Consider the following 16,383-nt stretch of genomic DNA (forward strand, 5'->3'; position numbering starts at 1 on the left):
CGGGGATAACTAGCGAGAAAGCCAGCGGCCCAGACGCCCGACCAGCGAACGGATCGCCTTCGCCATGTCTTCGTGGGAATGGATATCCGGATGTCCGAGCAGCGCCACGTTGGCCGTCTGGAGCGTCATGAATTCCAGATCGCGCTTACCCGCGGCCACTTCGACGTCGTAAATGGACTTTACCGTAGGAGTCAAGTCGTCGTTGGGCCATACCTTGGTAGACAACAGCAGGAACTTTACGCCCGGATGAGCCTTGCGGAGCTTTTCAAGCAGCCCCGCATAGGCCTTCTTGAAGGCGCCCTTGTCGGCATAGGGCGGGTTTCCCTGAAAATCGTTGATCCCGATAAAGATAACGATAACCTGGGGATGGAACGAATCGAAATCATAACGCAGCGACGCATCGGCCAGGCCATTCGCAAGGTCCCCCGGAGCCTCGCCCGGGACCGTATACTCGTAAAGGCGCGGCACAGGCCACTCGGGCACGATGTTGTCGTAGTTGCGCACGAGACCGCGACCGCTAAAGGCGTTCACCTGGAAATCAGCCTTGAAGCCGTCGGCAATCAGGAAAGCGTAACTCCTGGACGCGTTCGTCTTTTCGAACACCAGCGATTCATCTTCACCGTTCCGGCCTTCGTTTCCGAAGCCGACCGTAAACGAGTCACCGATAAATTCGATGCGCCGATTGCTCTGTTTGGGCGGAGCGGCAAACTTGCCCGCCTTGTCGGTAGAGACCTTGTAAAGGCGCACGCCACCGGGATTGCTCTCGCTAATCTTGATCAGACGGTAACGATGCACAGAGCCGTCCCCCGAAGTTTTTACTTTGTTCACAGAGCGTGAATTTGTCGTAAGTACCGCAATCTGCCTGCCGTCTTCGTCTACGCGGAAGCGCGCCTCGCCTTCCAGCTCGAATTCCAGCGACTTGGCCTGTGCATTGAACTGCACCATGGCTGCCGGGGCACTCGTGCGGCTGAATTCCTTGCCGTGTTCCCAGCGACCGCTAAACAACAGATTTTCGGAAAACTTGTCCACAGAGACCTCCGCTCCAAAAGAAAAAACGGACAGCAGGGCGATACCTGCCAAAGACGATTTGACCCTATTCAAACAACGCATGGGGGAATAGTAGTAAATTCAGAATTCGGATTTCGGAATTCGGAATTCAGAATTCGGAATTCAGAGTTGATTGTCGCTAGAACGGAACGCAGATGAATTCGGATTTCAGATTTCGGATTTCAGAATTGATTGTTCCTGGAATGGAACATACTTTAATTCGGATTTCAGATTTAGCTAAATTGAATGCATGCGTTTCAATCGGCAAATATGTTGGGGACTTTTCCTAGTGGCGGCATACGGGTTGCTGCTCGGAGTTTCCGCCTTTGCCGATAGCGATTCCACCGTGAAAGAAAAGCCAGCCCTCCAACCCGAACCGGGTTCACCGGGAGACACGCTCACCCGCGAAGACGCCCGCATGGCCCTTCTCGTGTACAAGCTGCTCGACAAGGACGGGAAAATCAAGGGAGCAAACATCACGCGCGGCAAAGAGCTCTTCTACCAGAACTGCAGGCCCTGCCACGGAAGCGACGGAAAGCGCTTCAACTTCGCGCCCTACTACGAACCGCCCGCATTCATAGGACAGCGCGCCCGCGAGGAAATGCCCACCTTCTGGTACCAGATGAACTTCGGCGACAAGGAACGCAGCATGGCCGCCTACATCGACGAGCTGGAGCTGCAGGACCTTATCGACATCGCGGGATTTGCGCAGACGCTCCCGTAGCGGGAGCGCACCGTAGCATTACCTGACTACGGCTGTTTCCCGTTGTAGACCTTGACTTCCTGGATAAACGAAAGTTCAAGCATTTCGGGAGCATCGCTTCCGTAAGGCTGAATCTCGATGAACTGGGGCGACTTCGCGAGCTTGAGCGCATGCACGAAGAAGTTCCGCTCGATTTCCTTGTCGCCACGCTTCGCGGGATTCTTCACCTTCGCACCGATGAGCGCACCGACGGTCTTCGCGTAACGCAGCACCTGCACCAGGTCGAAGTTGCTCAGGCGCTGGTAATTGTTGCCGTACTTCGTAGAATTGAGTGCGGTACGGAGCGATTCGGAATCCACGATTTCCTTGAGTTCGTAGTCGGGGGCCTTCGCTTCGGGCCAGGCCACGGCAAAGTCCTTGCGCCATTCGTCGACAGGAGCCGCCGTACGGTTCTCGCTGTTCCTTTCGACAAAGGGGCAGTAGCCGTAGTTCGTCAGGATTTCGAAGGCGCGCCCTTCGAGTTCGGGCTTCAGTACAAAGCCGTAACCCGGAATGAACTCTTCGGCGCATTCCATGAACTGCGGGAAACGGGAAAGTTCACCGAGGACTTCCGCACTGTCGATCTTGAGCAGGCGAACGGTCTGCACCTTTGCGCCGTAGTAGGACGAATTCCATTCGGCAAGGGTCGATTCCACGTTCACGGGCGGCTTGATCCAAGCCTTGAAACTTTCGATTTCGGATTCGGCGATTCCGCACTTGAGACCGCGCATATAGCTTTCACGGTTCAGCGAGAAACGCAGGTACATTTCGTCATTCTCGACATGGGCGAGGCACGCCAGCATAAAGAGGACTCGCGGCGCCGTGCCCGTAGAGGCGATCAGCTCGAAGTTCGGCAAGCACGAAATGTTCTGCTCGGGAATAGAGGCGATGGACGATTCCAGCCAATCCTTGCCGGACTGGTCCAGCACGACAGAGGCAATCTTGCCGCCTAAAAGCGTGATGCGGACAAAGCCCAGGAGCCACAATTCGCGGAGGGCGCGGGGCAGGAAATCCCACGTGAGCTCGCTTCCCTTTTCCTGCAACCTGAAGCTCGGATCGATCACCCAGAACAGGCGGGAAGCCTCGAAGGCGGACAACGGCTTCTCGAGCATGCGCAACAGGCGAACGCAATGGCTACGGTCGCCGCGGAAACGTTCCTTGAGCCACCAGGAAAGCAGATCCTGGTGCAGGCGGAAGCCGTTCTTGCGGATAAATTCAAGCGCCTTTTCCGACGGAACCAGACACGAATCCTGCTGCTCCAGCCAGCCATTCCCCGTAAGGAAATTGAATATCAGCGAAAGCTCGTTTTCGGCAGCCTTATCGCAAACCTGCTTCGCCATGACAAAGGAATCCGTGCAAATCTGGTAGCTGCGGCGGTGAAGCACACCGCTGTTGTTCAGCTTGAGGTCACCGAGCATGGCATTCGCAAGCACGATGCAGATATGCCAATCCACCAGGTTCTGGTAGGCAAGGCCGTTCCCCGGAACACTCTGCAACGGCGTCACGGGCAAGTCAAAGCAACCGGTAAAATTCGAAAATCCGTAATAGACCGTCGTATTTCCGACGGCGGTGCGCCACAATAAGTATTCGCGGCACATCGAAAGCAGGAATGTCTGCAGGTCGCGCGCCTTACTTACCGGGACCGTAAGGCGCAGCTCGTTGTAGGTGAGTCCCCTGGACGCGCTGTTGTAAATGAGTTCCATGCAGCGATGCTGCCACGGTTCCATCTTTTCGCACAACGCCGCCACGCGGTTCTTGTCGTTATAAAAAGAAAGCGTCTCGTTCTGAATCAAAGCGTTGTTCAACAAGCCCTTATGGCCAAAGGCCTTCGCATGAGCGTTGCGAAGAAGTGGCTTGGACATTCCGTCAAAGAAAGCATTCAAGTCAAACATCAATTCCACCCTTTACTAGGGTGGCCAAATATAGAAAAATTTTCAGGTGCCGCCAGTGCAGCGACGAACACAACGAAACTTTAACGACTAACGCAGCGAGGCTTTCACTTCGTCGATCGAGGCGACCACGGTCTGCTTGTTGTTCCAGATTCGCATGAAACTCTTGCCGTAATGCTCCGTCACGATGCGGTTGTCAAGCACCAGCACCTTGCCGGAATCCTCTTCGGAACGGATCAGACGACCGAGTCCCTGACGCAGTTCCATATAGGCCTCGGGAACAAAGAATTCCTTGAACGCGTTCTTGCCTTCGGCCTTCATCTTGTTCGCGACACCCGCCACCAGCGGATCCACCGGGTTCGGGAACGGGAGCTTCGGAATCACGAGCAACTTCAGCGCATCACCCGGGAAGTCTACGCCTTCCCACAGGCTCTGACAGCCGAGCAGGCAGGCGCCACGGGACTTGCGGAACATGGCCACCAGACCGTCCAGCGAACCGTCCACATGCTGGCAAAGGAGCAACTTGCCCTTTTCGGCGAACACCGGCGCAAGTGCCGCCTGCGCCTTCATCATCGCCGAAATGCTGGTAAACAGCACCATCGTGTTCTCCTCGACTTCAGGGAGAACCGCCATAAGGGTCTCGTTCACGGCATCGTTGTATTCCGGAGCCGAGGGCTTGGGCAGATATTTCGCGACAATGACCGAGCGGCGGGCATCCTTGTTTGCCGATTCGCTATAGACGCGCAGGAAGGGCGTCTTCTTGCCGTCCGGGAAATCCATTCCCATTTTCTGGACAAAGTAATCAAGGTCGCCCTGCACCGAGAGCGTCGCCGAGGTAAATGTAGCCGACTTGATCCACGGATAGAACTTTTCTTTCCACGGGGCAGACGCGTCGAGCGGACTGGCGTGCAGCTTGATGGTATGCGGATTGAAGGGATCTTCCATATAGAAGGCCCAATCGTCGCGGCCCGCCTTGACCACGAATTCGAAGTCCTGCAAGAAACGGGAAAGTTCCGTCATGCGGCCGCCCACATCGCTGAGCAGGCCCGACAGTTCCTTTTTGGAGGCCGCGAGAGCCGCACTGGCAGAAACCGAGGCGGAAAGGCTTTCGGCAAGCTTGATTGCATTCAGGCCCTGTTCCATGAACGTCGCAGGGTCGGCATCGTATTCGGCCATGATGCCGGAAGCGTAGGTAAAGCCGTTGCGGTTGTTCTTCTGCTTCGCAAGCTTCTTGCCAATTTTCATGAAGAAACGGTGCAGCGCCTTCTCGGTTTCGGTGAGCGATTCCGTAAGGTTCACGCAGCTTGCGTGCAGTTCGGTTTCTTCGGCGGGAATGCGCTTTTCGAGTTCAGCGACAAGGCCGTCGCGGTTTTCGACCTCGTGGCCCTTCGAAGGCACGAGCGTCTTGATGATGTTACGGAGCGCAAAGAAGGACACCGTGCGGCCGAACGCATTGCGGCTCACTTGCGGGAGTCGGTGCGCTTCGTCGAACACGATATGTTCGTACAGCGGAAGCAGTGCAAAATCGAGGCCCATGTCGGCAAGGAACAGGGAATGGTTCACCAGCACCAAGTTGGAATTCATCGCGCGGCGCTTGGCGGCAAGGGCCGGGCACTTGTTGTAATGCGGGCACTTTTCGCCGAGGCAGGACTTCGCGGAGCTGGACATCTTGGACCAGAGAACGCGATTGCGGCCCTGGCTGAACGAATTGCACTCGTTCACGTCGCCGGTTTCGGTCGCGTAGACCCACGGCACGATCGCCATAAAGGAATCGCGTTCGTCACTGAGCAGCAGGTTTTGCGGAGCCTTCACGATTTCTTCGAACTTGCGGAGACACAGGTAGTTTTCGCGGCCCTTCAGCACGGCCGCCTTCAGCTTGCCGTCGAACAGGCTTGCCACCAGCGGAATGTCCTTGCTCCAGAGCTGTTCCTGCAGCGCGCGGGTCGCCGTACTGATGACGACGCGTTCGCCCGACACCGCCTTGCATGCGGCAGAAACCAGATAGGCCAGCGACTTTCCCGAACCCGTCGGAGCTTCCAGAACGCAGAGGCCGCCCTTGTGCATGTTGCGTTCCACCACCGAGGCGTAATCCTGCTGGTTGTGGCGCACCTGGAAATTTTCAACCTTCGTCGAAAGGAGCCCACCCTCCTTAAAAAACTCGCTCACGCGGGGGGCGCGCTCCTTGACCGGCGCATTTTCAAGCGGGACATCCGGCAGCTTGAACTGCGGAAGCTCCGAGGCATTCTCCGATTCGCCCCATACAAGCGACCAGTCCGAACCCCTGGCAATTCTTGCGAGAACATCCACGAGCCACGGGTCCGAATTCGCAATCTTGTCAAGCGCCATCACAAAAAGGTGACCGCAGGCTTCGGCATCGGGGAGCGCACGGTGCGCACGGCTGCGTTCAATGCCCAGCTCCTGCACCAAGGTATCGAGGCGGTGGTTCGGCACATCCTGGTAAGCAATGCGCGAAACCGTCAGTGAATCCCACACCGGATGGTTCTCGAACGAGATTCCCACCTTCGCAAAAGTCTGCTTGAGGAACTTGGAATCGAACATCGCATTGTGCGCGACAATCGGCAGGTCGCCAATGAACGAATAAATCTTCTGCGCCACGGCCGCAAACGGTTCCGCATTCTCGAGGTCCGCGTTGCTAATTCCCGTAAGCGATTCGATAAAAGGACGCAGCGTCACCGAAGTCGGCTTGACCAAATAGTCAACGGATTCTCCCTGGACGCCATTCTCAAAACGCACCAGTGCCACTTCGATAATTTCGTCCTTCTCAAAATCGAGACCCGTCGTCTCCAAGTCAATCGCCACGAAAGATTTCATTTCCATTTCATTCCTCATTAAACTTTTTGCGGCATTACAGCAAAATCTACAGCGAAGGCACCGCCTTCGTCAATTCATCCAGAACGTTCTCGCCGTTTTTCACCTTGAGCGTATCGCTGATGGCACGCCAGGCGGAACCGTAACGCAGCGGCTCCACGGAGCCCGCATCGGGCAGGTCCTTGCCTTCTTCGGGGTAGTAGTAGTCCATCAGGTAGGCGCCTTCCACCAGGTCATCAAAGCTGAAACTGCCGTCGCCCTTGCAATGTTCCATATAATACTGATTCGTTTCTGCAGAAAGCAGGCGCACGATCGCCTTCGGGTTCGCCCCCGGAATCTTTCCGCGAAGTTTCGCGAACTTGAGCTTGCTCACCGTCTCGAATTTCTGCAGGCGTTGGTACTTAAGCACAATTACCGTGTCGCGTTTCCCGTTGCTGTCGGCGGCGGCAAGCGTCGTATCCATGTAACCCATCAGGAAAATCACCGAAATGTCGGTCTGCCAGGGCGCCGTCTTCTCGACCGCGAAACGCACCGGGTCCACCTGCTTCACCTGCACCTGCGTCGTATCCTTGTTGACCGCCACGAAGAAAGTCTGTTCCAGCGAATCTAGCTTCGGCTTGTTGAAATACACAATCAACGAATCGTCGGGGAACAGCGCCTTCGCCTTGGAATTGCTCCTTACGCCCGAAACCTTGGGCGGGAGCGTATCGGATTCCATCTTCTTCCATTCCCATTCGACCTCGTTGCGGAGCGTATCGAGCGGGCGGAACATCGAATCCTTCGCCGCATTGCAGGCGAACTTGTAAAGCACCTCTCCCTTGGGCGCGGGATCAAAGTAGAACTGCGGTCTGTTGGAACTCACGCTCCGGTAAACGAGCTTCGGATAGAGCACCTTGTTCTCGGGAGACGTCAAGTGGCAATTCGCGGTATCGGTAAACGCGGAATCAAAGTACACGCCACGCGTAAAGTTCGCCTCGAGCACATTCGCAAAGGGCTGCGTCACCGACTCAAGTTCCAGCTTGGTCGTATCCATGTCGGCCACGGCAAGCCACAGCGTATCGGTCGATTCGGCGGTGAGGTTCAGGTCGCCCGTCCAGAGGCCCACCTGTTCCGTCGAAAGTTCCACCTTCTGGTTACCGTTGCCGTCGACAAAGGCGACCACGCGGTAGCGCCCCGCCTTAAGGCCCGTGAGCGTAAAGTGTCCGGCGCTGTCGGCGCGCGTCACGTACAGCGGAGGTTCCTTCAACAGCAACGGTTCCTTGCTGATTTCCTTGGTGGTCGTGTCACGGTACTTTTCAAGATAATGCCTGGAGTTGCGTTCCTCGCCCAGCAAGAAAAGGCCGATACTCGGGTATTCCTTCTTGCGGGCCATCGCCTGGTTCACGAGCACGCGGCCAGTCACCGTCAGGGAATCGATAATCGCACCCGTCGAGAAAACCACCTGGAAAGGTTTCGCGAGCGCGTTCCCGTGCAAATCCTTGATACCGCCCGCAAACGTAACCGTGTAAGTCGTTCCCGTATCGAGCACGGCTCGCGACGAAAGTTCGAGCGTACTCCCGCTCACCTCGAAACGCAGCTTCTTGTCGATCGGCGGAGAAATCGAAACGGCGCTGCGCGGAATAGAGGCGTTGATCCACTCGTCGAATTCGAGCCTCACCAAAAGTTCGTTCGGATGGTTCGTCGTATTCGGTGCAGGATACACCGCCGCCACGCGCGGCGGGAGCTTGTCTTCGGGGCCACCGCCCGGAGCTACCTGTGTCGCACACGACGCAAGAAGCAACGCGGCAAGCGCCACACCGCAGAACCCTGCAAAAAACGCACCGTATTTCGAACCCAAGAACTTCATCAGTCGATCATGTGGATCATCTTGCCGAGGCGACCCCAGCGAATGCGGAACGGAAGGCGCCACCAGGTAAACGGATTCTTCAGGACGAACGCCTCGTCATCGTTTTCGAACGAGAAATAAATCACGAACGCCTTCGCACGGATGTTACGCAGCGATACAAATCCCCAGTAGCGGCTATCCGCGGAATTGTCGTGGTTGTCGCCCATCATAAAGAACTGCGGCGTCTTCACGACGTAGGTTTCGAGCGGCTTGCCACCCAGGAGCAGCCTGCGGCGGATTTCAAACTTCGACTTCGCCGGGGCATCAAGCGTATCGCCCGCGACCCCTTCCACCGTAGCGGCTCCGTCTTGCGGAGCATCCACTTCGACCATTTCTACAGTTCCCGCGCTATCTTCTTCGGCCTGGTTCAGCAAGGCGACATTCCCTTCGAGGTCACGCAAGAGCGACCCTTCGAACGCCATGTAGCTCACCGGGCGCATAAAGCCGCCCTGGATGTTCGGGTCAATCATCGGCAGGTAACCGATGCGCGAAAGTTCCTTGAAATACGCAAAGGACATCACGCCAGAAACCGTATCGCCCTGCGTCAAGCGCTGCTGCAGCACCATGCGGTTCCTGCGGAAAAGTTCATTCAGCGCAAGGCCACGGTCATTCTCTACCGGAATCCTGAAATTTTCGAAATCATAGTTATTGATCTCGACGCTGTCCTTCCACAGCGAAATTTCAAATTCCACCGATTCGTCCGGATTTTCCTGCGCCACCAGCGAACGCAGCCACCACAGCTTTTCGAGCGGCATATCCGCGACCGTAAACGTATCGCCCACCGACGGCACCACGAACGCATCGCGTTCATCGCGCGGAGAGAACGTACGCGCCGTCGCCGTGTACTTGCCGCGACCGGGCAAAGTATCTTGCAGCACGCCGTTAATGTAAAGGCGCCCCTTATGCACCGCCACCGTATCGCCACTCGTCGCCACGCAGCGCTTGATGTAGTCCTTCGGGCCATCGGCGTAATGAACCAGGTGCGGCTGGCCAGCCTTCGGTTCGTGATCCCAGTAGAGGTTACCGAACATGAGCGCATTGAACAGGTGCGTATAACGCGCCGGATTTCCGTCAGGATACTCGGGCTCGCCCGGGTAGCGGAAAATCACCACGTCGCCCTTGGCCGGGTACGCATAGCCGGGGAACTTCTGGTTGCTGAACGGAATCGGCGAACCGTAGGTAAACTTGAGACCCAGCAAGAAATCGCCCGTATGCAGCGTATCTTCCATCGAGCCGCTCGGAATCTGGAATGCCTGAATCACGTACTGGATGACAATCAAGGCGAGCGCCACCGGGACAATGATTTCCCGGAGCAGTCCCTTCAAGAACTTTTTCGCCGAAAACTTTTCTTCTTTATTTTCCATCGGGTATTCAACTATGAATTGCAATTAGAGATTGCGGATTTTCTTGACGAGCGAACGGCTTACCACCAGCTGGGTCGCCGCCTTGTCGCGGAGCACCATCACCATGCGGCCCGCATCGCCCTTGCGGCATTCGGCAATATAGTCGATCGCCACGATGTGCGAACGGTGCACGCGCGTAAAGTGCCTCGGGTCCAGTTTCTTTTCGAGTTCCACCAGCGGGGTATCGATCACGTACTGACCGTTCACGGTATAGACCGTCGTGTACTTCTCTTCGCTGTGGAAACGAATCACCTCGTCGATGTTCACGAACACGATACGGTCGCCCACCTTCACCTGCAGGCGCTGCAGGTAAAGCGCGCTCATGTCGACCAGGTTGCAAAGCTTTTCCCAGCTGAAACCGGGCGGCACCGTTGTATCGTCCACCTGCGGAATCATGCGGCGCAGTTTCTCGATGGCGGTCGCGAGACGTTCCGGATCCACGGGTTTCAGCAAATAGTCCACCGTATTCTCTTCGAACGCCTTGAGCGCAAAATTATCGTAAGCCGTCGTAAAGATGACCAGCGGCATGTCCTCGCCCTGCAAGGAATGCAGCACTTCGAACGCATCCATGTCGGGCATCTGGATATCGAGAAACACGACATCGGGAAGCATCTCGTGAATCATCTTGACCGCCTGCGCACCTGAGCCGGCCTCGCCCAAGATCTCTATCTCGGAAGAGAACGGTTCCAACAGTTGCATCATTCGCTTGCGGGCAAGCGGTTCATCATCAATCACTAGGGCAGTGCACTGCATCGCTACTCCTTCGAACTATCGGTCGCCACGGGCTTTTCCGCAGACGAATCAGGTTCCGCCGAATTCCTGGCAACAGGCTTGAGCGGAGCCTTGTAAATACGTATAAAATCGGCGTGCAGGCCATCCTTGTCTTCGTAGGGCACGCCGGCAGATGTCATGTAGCGCAAGTTACCGAACTTGATGCGCTTGAAATTCCAATGGAGCTGATTATCGGAAAGTGAAATCTTGATGGAGGAATCCGTCACCACGTATGTACCCCGGAGCGTATCCGTCACCATGGTGTCGCGCAGGGTCAGCTGGGTCGCAACAACAGAGCTGTCTTCGGAAAGGGTCATACGGACCATGCGGCTCGTACAGTCATCACACGGCAGGCGCCCCGAATAGAGCCCCGGCACATCCTTCGGAATTTCTACAGGCTGAAGGTCCGGCAACGGCTCCGACTTTTCTTCGGAACAGGCTACGAGCAGGGCTACGGCGCACAGCGAAAACAACAACTTTTTTCCACTCATGCGCCTAATTTAGAAAAAGGATTATGTTCTGGCTCTTGCGATTAGGAGATAGCCTCTAAAAACCTTCGGAATACACGGCCCTGAAACCCACCTTCTGGCTACGGTATTTCGGGTCCTCCTTGTCGCGCTCGGCAGATGCAAGCGCAGGCGCCTTGTCAGGCCAGCCACCGCCGCGAACCACCTTGTAGTCACCACTATTCGCCCCGGTATAGTTTTCCTGGGCGGTCGTCGGATAAGCCGCATACCAGTCATTCGTCCATTCGGCGACATTTCCGCCCATGTCGTAAAGGCCATACGCGTTGGGCAGATATCCAGCGACCTCCACGGGACCTTTACTTTGTGCGTAGTACGCATATTTCGAGGCTGTTTCTGTGCCCCAGTAATAGGTAGTTGTCGTTCCCGCGCGGGCCGCGACTTCCCATTCCATTTCCGTCGGCAAGCGGACCGCCTTCGCAGCGTAATTTACAGACAAATTAGTTAAAGAACCCTTTGTGTCAACCGATTCGTAAACATAGGCGGTATCGAGGCCTGCCATCTTGGAAAGCGCGTTACAGAAGAGAGCCGCATCGTACCAGCTCACATTGAAAACAGGATGGTTTTCCCCCAGCCATTCCTCAATTTCACCCATCACCTCGCGATAAAGGCCCTGCGTCACCTCCGTCTCGCCGATAGAAAACGCCGAGACCCGGTATTTCGCCGAACCTTTGGAAAACTCCATCGCCGGGACTTCGACCATATCCAGGTATTCGGAAAGGCGCTGCAGCGGCGATGCCGTCGAATCCTGGGTAGAATCCGCCTCGGCACCGGAACTAGAAGATTCAGCAACCTTGCTTTCGCTCGATTTCGTATACGAACCACCGCCGCCACCCTCGGGGGTAATGGGATCCGATTCCACGGCGCTCCCGTCAGCAGAGCACCCGAAAACAAAAGCCAACAGGCTTGTCGTCAACAAACAAAAAAATCGACGCTTCATTCTTCAACCTCTTCATCTTTTACACAACGAACTGCGTAATACTCTTTCTTAGATGCATTAATCAAATCTCTCACTTCAGATTCTAATACCACGCGATATCCATAATTATCAACAATTCCATATGCAAAATTTTCTTCCTCAGCAAGCCAAAAAACAGTTTCCTTTATTCGCAATTGTTCTTCACAAAACACATCATCACAAATCTCATTTTCTTCAAAAAAAACATCATCACAAGCCCAAAACATGTCTATAGAAGTTCGCGCAGGAATCAACTTACGATAATCACTGTATGTAGGAAGACGCCATCCTTCTGGACAAACTCCCCGAATATTTCCCTTACTATCGCATTTTACCCATTCATCTGCTGTTTCATAATAACCGCATCCCCTCGTTTTATCCGAAAAAATGGCTGCACTATCCATCATCGCGGACCATAGATAAAGTCGTCCATACTCGTCACATCCTGTTGACCAATTACCAAGGCACCGACTCGAAGAATCCAAGTCTGCGGTCGGTTGCAGATAAGCATAGTTCAAATTTTTTGCCATCCAAGTAACTTCACCACCTATAGTCACAGTTCTATATGTTTGCCCATCCCGTTCGTCAACCATTTCATCACAAACGATTGTAATTCTAGACGAGGAAGACGAGCTATATAAATAGCAGGCAGGTCCAGTACAACCTTGCGGCATCGAAGAAGAACTCCATTCCGTATCCTCACTGGATGAAGATTCCTCCGCCGACGAGGAGACTTGCAAACTTGAGGACGATTCCTCTAAAACAATTTCGGAACTTGAATAAGCAACAGGTTCGGGTGAATCCGAGGAATCAACGAACGGATTAATTTCTGGACTGCTGGAATATGAAACTCCACCGGGGCTAGGCTTAGCCTCGTTCACGGACTCGTTGCCGCACCCGGCAAGAAAAAGGAGTATAACAAGAAGCAGACCCTTCATTTCTTTCAGCCCTAAAGTACACCATTACTTCACCACGCCCACGCGGTAGAGTTTCTGCTTGGTCTTTCCACTTTCGAACTTTACCTTGAGCCGCGCGGTATAGACATCGGAACCGAGGTGTTTCAGGTCGAGATTTTCGAACTGGTTGCGACCCTGCTTCGCATCGTTCATCTTCGTCTTGAACACGCAAAGTCCCGTAATGTCGTAGAGTTCGAGCGTCGCATCCTTCGCCGCCGCGCCGATTTCAAAGCGGGCCTTGGCGACACCGCCGCGGACAGGGTTCGGGAACATGAAGAATTCCGTAATTTCGTCCTTCGCGACCTGCTTCTTTACGTCTCCGAGTTTCGAGGCGTCAAAGTAGCCGGTGCGTTCGTTGCCACCCGCCGGGAGCGTCCACGCCGCATTCGACGAAGCCGCATCGCTAGAAGCCTTGCGCAGGCGCAGTGCAGACAAATTGTCACGATGCAAAGCGTAGAGTTCAGGACCAGCCGACTTCTTGTCCGAAACGGCATTCGCCACAAAAATGCTCATGGGCTGGAGTTCCGCCACCGTTTCAACATCCTCGTAGCTGCCCATCGCCATCGGGAAACCATCCGTGACCGCCTTGCCCTTACCCGTGTAAGCGTACACAAGACCGTCGCTGCTCGGTACCAGAATTTCAGGGACGTCGTCGCCCGTCACGTCCACCAGAATCGGGTCGCTGAAGAATCCATAAATCGGAGCGCCGCGAGAAATCTTCACCGGGAACCCCGCAATCGGGAGCCCCGAGCGGTCGAGCGCATACACGAGGTTATCGCCCAGGAACACGACTTCAGGATAACCGTCACCGTTGACATCGCCCACCGCAATGCCGGAGGTTTCATCCTTCAGGCCGCTGGTGCCGCCGGCGCCGCGCTTGTAGGACTTGCTCCAATTCAGGGGGCCTTTGACGCTACCGACACTAGCCGCCGTCACCGTTCCGCGGCTACCCACCGCCACCATGTCAACCTTATTGTCGCGATCAAGATCGGCGCAGGCAATGCGGAAAATTTCATCGGCCTTGCCACTCAATTTCACCTCACGGTCCTGCACATAGGCGCTTCCCGAAGCGGTCACATAGGCGAACACATCCTTTCCATCCGCGGAACCGCAGTAGGCCAAATCATTGATGCCTTCGCGTTCCTCGAGAAGCTTCACCTTCCCGTCACTCACATTGAAAGAGGCCTGTCCCTTCGATGTCGCGAAGAAGACCGCACCGCCGTACACCACAGGCCCCGCCGTCGCGGAATCGATGTCAAGTTCCCGCTGCGTCGGGAGCCCTCCCGCAAAGCTCGTCTTCACGAGTTTTCTCCTGTGCAGGCTGTAAACGTCCTTGCCGTCGCTGGCTATGCCCACCAGCGTCCCGTTGCTTGCACCCACGCGATACAGCGGCACCTCGCGCTCGGTCGCATTGCGAGTCAGGGTCCTCTGCACGATCGCCGTATCCGCCGGGAACAGCGTATCTCCCATCGCATTGAACGCCTGCAGCGTTCCGTCTTCGGCACCCACCACGAGAATTTTTTCGCCTTCGTTTTCAGGGTCATCTACGAACACGGCGCCACGCACCGCCGAGGCAAGGCCCACATTGCGTGGGAACTTTCCGCCCTCAATACTCCCGTCGTCAATGCTAATGGTCACGCTGATCGTCTGTGCGCCAAAGTTCACGACGCTGTCACCCATGAAGGCGTTCGCAGTCTTTTCGATGCGGGCATCTTCAGGCACCTTCACGGCAATCTTGATTCCAGTGTAGCCACCCTGAGTCGTCATCGTGTTCGCATAGCCCGTCGCGCCTATCGTCTTGACCGTATCAAACTTCTGCTTGGAATCCTTTGCAGGCTTGCGCAGGTGCGGCAACAGGTCCGTCCCCGAACCGTAATCGTAGGTGTCTTCGCCGATTGCATTTTTGAAGGTTTTGCCGATACTCAAAATTCCATCGGCCTCGACCATCGCAATCCCGAACTGGTGATCGCGCAATGTATCGCCGCCCCAGAAATTCGCAATGCCGTATTCCAGGGTCTTACGCAAGTACCAGTCATTCACACGCCACACCACGATACCGCTCGCCGGCAACCCCGCGTCATAGCTGCTCACATCCAGAATAATCCCGCTCGCCTTCTTGGCGTTCTTTTTGCACTTACCCTTGACGCAGACGCTGTCCTCAAAAACCAGGTTCAGGCTGTCCACCGGCACCGTCTTGACAATCGTGTCGGAGCTTTCGTCATCGTCGCCAAGCGTCACGCTCACCAGGCCGTCCTTGTCCCAGCTGCGCTGACGGTTTTCAATCAGCAGGTATTCGCTTGCAGAAAGCGGCACCTTCACAATTTCGGTACCCTTGCCCGTTCCCGCCGCGGCAATTTCCACCGTCACGGGCTTGCCCGCCACGGGGCGTACTTCCTTCACCTGCGTCCAGCCCATGTAGGCGCGTTCCCACGCCGCCGGCAGCGAAGGCAAGAAACCGTTGCCCGCATTGTAGCCCGCAAAGTCCATCAGGTCGTAATAACCCAGGCGGCTGATACCCTTCACCACGTCGTAGGTGTTCGGGAGCCCGAGTTCATGCGCAATCTGGTTCACGATGTTTCCGTTCACGCCCCAGTTGAGTCCGTCCTGCGAGAAGGTCTCGCTCGTCACCATGATCGAACGCAACGTATCGATAGAGGCATCCTTCAGCACCAGGCCATTGACCACCGAAGAATCCTTGCTTACCTTGCGGACAGCCGTACCTTCGAGCGTATCGGGCAGATACCGCCAATCGTTGCGACTGACATAGAAATCCATGAAGTCACCCGGCGTATCGGCACCGCGCGTACCCATGCTGCCGCCATCCAGCAAGCGGCTCGCCCCCGCGTGGATAATCATGTAGACGCGTTTCGTATTCGGGTTTTTCGACAACGGTTCGCTGAACGGGGATTCGCCCGACTCATGCGCCGCCATCACGGCGTCGTAAACGAACTGCAGGTAATCGCGGCTACGGGCCTCGTCGAATTCGGCCGTCTTCTCGCCCTTCATCTTGCTCGTACGGTTATAGTCGATAATCTGCTTCTTCAGCGTGTAGGCGCTCGATGAGGTGGGGAAAATATGCGCATCAATCACCACATTGCCGTTACTCGCCTTGTTAAAGTAGGCGTTCGCAAAATCGAAATGCTTTTTCCAGTAGGGCACGCTGTTGCGACGCCCCGAAGGGTCCAGCTTGTAGTCGCCCTTCTTTCCCTTGTCGGAATCGAAAAGTCCCGTTCCGGTCGTGAGACTGTTGTCGTTAGGGTTTTCATCCGCAAACTGCACGCGGATCGCATACACCTGCAACGTATCCGCAGCAAGCGTCGGCACAAAAGAGAATAGCCCAAAAACCAATGCAAAGATCTTAGCATTTAACTTCATATCC

Annotated in this window: 11 protein-coding genes; 1 reads left to right on the forward strand and 10 read right to left on the reverse strand. The window is 55.5% G+C overall.

Features of this window, described 5'->3' with window-relative positions:
- Positions 1-9: 9 nt before the first annotated feature.
- On the reverse strand, positions 10-1,029 hold the full coding sequence (locus tag BUA93_RS12125) for a GDSL-type esterase/lipase family protein (protein ID WP_254793973.1): 1,020 nt from the start codon (positions 1,027-1,029) through the stop codon (positions 10-12).
- A gap of 268 nt (positions 1,030-1,297) precedes the next feature.
- Here BUA93_RS12125 and BUA93_RS12130 point away from each other — a divergent pair, with 268 nt between their 5' ends.
- Positions 1,298-1,771, forward strand: coding sequence for a cytochrome c (locus BUA93_RS12130; RefSeq protein ID WP_139258035.1), 474 nt, complete (start codon positions 1,298-1,300; stop codon positions 1,769-1,771).
- Between the two features lie 26 nt (positions 1,772-1,797).
- Here the strand turns inward: BUA93_RS12130 and BUA93_RS12135 are convergent, their stop codons facing one another.
- The 9 genes from BUA93_RS12135 to BUA93_RS12175 form a co-directional block, all read right to left on the reverse strand.
- Complete coding sequence (locus tag BUA93_RS12135; RefSeq protein ID WP_072979842.1) at positions 1,798-3,681, reverse strand: hypothetical protein; 1,884 nt, start codon at positions 3,679-3,681, stop codon at positions 1,798-1,800.
- An 87-nt stretch (positions 3,682-3,768) separates the two neighbouring features.
- Entirely contained in the window at positions 3,769-6,516 is a 2,748-nt protein-coding gene (locus BUA93_RS12140) for a helicase C-terminal domain-containing protein (RefSeq protein ID WP_072979798.1), read from the reverse strand.
- 40 nt (positions 6,517-6,556) lie between these two features.
- Positions 6,557-8,353 carry an Ig-like domain-containing domain gene (locus BUA93_RS12145; RefSeq protein WP_083597412.1) on the reverse strand — a complete coding sequence of 599 codons (1,797 nt, stop codon included), beginning with the start codon at positions 8,351-8,353 and terminating at the stop codon, positions 6,557-6,559.
- A complete protein-coding gene (lepB, locus tag BUA93_RS12150; protein ID WP_072979800.1) occupies positions 8,353-9,756 on the reverse strand; it encodes a signal peptidase I in 1,404 nt (467 codons plus the stop codon). Before lepB ends, BUA93_RS12145 begins: the two co-directional genes overlap by 1 nt.
- 24 nt (positions 9,757-9,780) lie before the next feature.
- Positions 9,781-10,548, reverse strand: coding sequence for a LytR/AlgR family response regulator transcription factor (locus BUA93_RS12155; RefSeq protein ID WP_072979802.1), 768 nt, complete (start codon positions 10,546-10,548; stop codon positions 9,781-9,783).
- A gap of 2 nt (positions 10,549-10,550) precedes the next feature.
- A complete protein-coding gene (locus BUA93_RS12160) occupies positions 10,551-11,057 on the reverse strand; it encodes a copper resistance protein NlpE N-terminal domain-containing protein (RefSeq protein ID WP_083597414.1) in 507 nt (168 codons plus the stop codon).
- Between the two features lie 55 nt (positions 11,058-11,112).
- On the reverse strand, positions 11,113-12,030 hold the full coding sequence (locus BUA93_RS12165; protein WP_072979806.1) for a formylglycine-generating enzyme family protein: 918 nt from the start codon (positions 12,028-12,030) through the stop codon (positions 11,113-11,115).
- Positions 12,027-12,986, reverse strand: a complete 960-nt coding sequence (locus BUA93_RS16795; RefSeq protein ID WP_072979808.1) for an FISUMP domain-containing protein — start codon at positions 12,984-12,986, stop codon at positions 12,027-12,029. Before BUA93_RS16795 ends, BUA93_RS12165 begins: the two co-directional genes overlap by 4 nt.
- Before the next feature lie 24 nt (positions 12,987-13,010).
- Positions 13,011-16,379, reverse strand: coding sequence for a hypothetical protein (locus BUA93_RS12175; RefSeq protein WP_072979810.1), 3,369 nt, complete (start codon positions 16,377-16,379; stop codon positions 13,011-13,013).
- Between the last annotated feature and the right edge of the window lie 4 nt (positions 16,380-16,383).

The sequence above is a fragment of the Fibrobacter sp. UWH4 genome (assembly GCF_900142475.1).
In the GTDB taxonomy this organism is placed as follows: domain Bacteria; phylum Fibrobacterota; class Fibrobacteria; order Fibrobacterales; family Fibrobacteraceae; genus Fibrobacter.

What these genes read in the sequence shown, in the direction of transcription:
- BUA93_RS12130 (WP_139258035.1), top strand. Translation starts at nt 1,298, where the DNA reads ATGCGTTTCAATCGGCAAATATGTTGGGGACTTTTCCTAGTGGCGGCA.
- BUA93_RS12135 (WP_072979842.1), bottom strand. Translation starts at nt 3,681, where the DNA reads ATGTTTGACTTGAATGCTTTCTTTGACGGAATGTCCAAGCCACTTCTT.
- BUA93_RS12140 (WP_072979798.1), bottom strand. Translation starts at nt 6,516, where the DNA reads ATGGAAATGAAATCTTTCGTGGCGATTGACTTGGAGACGACGGGTCTC.
- BUA93_RS12145 (WP_083597412.1), bottom strand. Translation starts at nt 8,353, where the DNA reads ATGAAGTTCTTGGGTTCGAAATACGGTGCGTTTTTTGCAGGGTTCTGC.
- lepB (WP_072979800.1), bottom strand. Translation starts at nt 9,756, where the DNA reads ATGGAAAATAAAGAAGAAAAGTTTTCGGCGAAAAAGTTCTTGAAGGGA.
- BUA93_RS12155 (WP_072979802.1), bottom strand. Translation starts at nt 10,548, where the DNA reads ATGCAGTGCACTGCCCTAGTGATTGATGATGAACCGCTTGCCCGCAAG.
- BUA93_RS12160 (WP_083597414.1), bottom strand. Translation starts at nt 11,057, where the DNA reads ATGAGTGGAAAAAAGTTGTTGTTTTCGCTGTGCGCCGTAGCCCTGCTC.
- BUA93_RS12165 (WP_072979806.1), bottom strand. Translation starts at nt 12,030, where the DNA reads ATGAAGCGTCGATTTTTTTGTTTGTTGACGACAAGCCTGTTGGCTTTT.
- BUA93_RS16795 (WP_072979808.1), bottom strand. Translation starts at nt 12,986, where the DNA reads ATGAAGGGTCTGCTTCTTGTTATACTCCTTTTTCTTGCCGGGTGCGGC.
- BUA93_RS12175 (WP_072979810.1), bottom strand. Translation starts at nt 16,379, where the DNA reads ATGAAGTTAAATGCTAAGATCTTTGCATTGGTTTTTGGGCTATTCTCT.